Origin of the sequence: Pseudomonas sp. TJI-51 (genome assembly GCF_000190455.2) — a bacterium.
Lineage (GTDB): Bacteria > Pseudomonadota > Gammaproteobacteria > Pseudomonadales > Pseudomonadaceae > Aquipseudomonas > Aquipseudomonas juntendi.
In genome coordinates this window covers 1-1842 of sequence record NZ_AEWE02000207.1, presented here as the reverse complement: position 1 = coordinate 1842, position 1842 = coordinate 1, and the positions used below count along the sequence as shown (strand labels likewise).

Here is a 1842-nt window from a genome sequence, read left to right as displayed (position 1 = left end):
CCGCATGCCTGCGGCACGGTAGGCTGCCTGACCCTGCACCCGGGCTCGCGCAACGTCATCCCCGGCCAGGTGCACATGACCATCGACCTGCGCCATCTCGACCCAGAGCACCTCGCCGCCATGGTCAGTGAAGTGCGCACGGCCATCGAAACCAGCGCAACGGCACACGGCCTTGCCTGGCAGCTCACCCCGACGGCCGACTTCCCGCCGTTGTACTTCGCCGAGCAGTGCGTGGATGCCGTGCGCCAAGGGGCGCGTGCGCTGGGCCTGAGCCACATGGATATTGTCAGTGGTGCCGGCCACGATGCGATTTTCCTCGCCGAGCTAGGCCCGGCCGGGATGATATTCGTACCGTGCGAAGGCGGCATCAGCCACAACGAAATCGAAAATGCCGCGCCGCAGGACCTGGCAGATGGTTGCGACGTATTGCTGCGCGCCATGTTCCAGGCCGCCAACCCAGGAGCCCGCTGAAATGCCTCAGAAAACCGCGATTGGCGAGTTCACCGCTGCCGAACTGCTCGAACTGTACCAGCGCCGCCAGTTGTCGCCTGTGGAGGTGGTCGACGATGTGCTGGCGCGCATCGACCAGCACAACCCGGCGGTCAACGCCTATTGCCACGTCGACGGCGAAGGCGCCCTTGCCGCTGCCCGGGCCAGCGAACAACGCTGGCAACGGGGCGAGCCTTGCGGCCGGCTCGATGGCCTACCCGCCTCGATCAAGGACCTGACCCTGACCCGTGGCATGCCCACCCGCAAAGGGTCCCGCACCACGTCCGCGGCCGGGCCATGGGAGGTCGATGCCCCGTTCAGCGCTTTCATGCGTGAGGCCGGTGCAGTCCTGGTGGGCAAGACCACTACCCCCGAGTTCGGCTGGAAGGGCGTAACCGACAACCCGCTGTACGGCATCACCCGTAACCCCTGGAACACACGGCTGACTGCCGGTGGCTCGTCGGGTGGTGCCCGCCGCTGCCGCATTGAACCTGGGCGTACTGCACCAGGGCAGCGATGCCGGGGGCTCTATCCGCATACCCTGCGCCTTTACCGGCACCTTCGGCATCAAGCCCACGTTTGGCTATGTGCCGCAATGGCCGGCCAGTGCCATGACCGTACTGTCGCACCTGGGGCCGATGACGCGCACCGTGGATGACGCGGTGCTGATGCTCGACTGTGTCGCCCGCCCCGATCCACGTGACGGGCTGGCCGGTGCGCCACGACAGGCTCCGTGGCTGGGCCAGCAGCAAGACCTGAATGGTCTGCGCATCGCCTACAGTGCCAATTTTGGTTACGTGCAGGTCGACCCGCAGATTGAGGCGCTGGTGGCGCAAGCGGTACAGCGCCTGGCTCGGCTGGGAGCGCAGGTCGAAGAAGTGGACCCCGGCTTCAGCGACCCGCTGGAAACGTTCAATACCCTGTGGTTTGCCGGTGCAGCGCGGCTGGCCAGTGCGTTGAGCGATGAGCAGCGAGCGCTGCTTGACCCTGGGCTGGGCTGGATTGCCGAACAGGGGGCTCGCATCAGCCTGAGCCAGTACACCCAAGCACTGGAGGCACGGGCGGAGTTGATTGCGAAGATGAATGCCTTCCACCAGCGCTATGACGTGCTGGTTTCGCCGATGCTGCCGCTGGTGGCGTTCGAGGCCGGGCACAACGTACCGCCTGGGTCGGGGATGGGGCAATGGATGGAATGGACGCCGTTCAGCTACCCCTTCAACCTGACCCAACAACCAGCAGCGTCAGTGCCTTGCGGGTTCACCCGCGAAGGCTTGCCGGTGGGGCTTCAGGTCGTGGCCGGGCGCTTTGCCGATGATCAGGTGCTGCGGGTGTGCAAGGTGTATGAGCAGCATT

Annotated in this window: 1 protein-coding gene and 1 pseudogene; both read left to right on the top strand. The window is 65.7% G+C overall.

Annotated elements, in window-relative coordinates; translation table 11 throughout:
* Positions 1-471, top strand: a 471-nt coding sequence (locus G1E_RS26995) for a M20/M25/M40 family metallo-hydrolase (RefSeq protein ID WP_047150300.1), incomplete at its 5' end; no start/stop codon positions are given.
* Position 472: 1 nt separating this feature from the next.
* Positions 473-1842: pseudogene (locus G1E_RS26990) on the top strand (amidase); the annotation flags it as partial.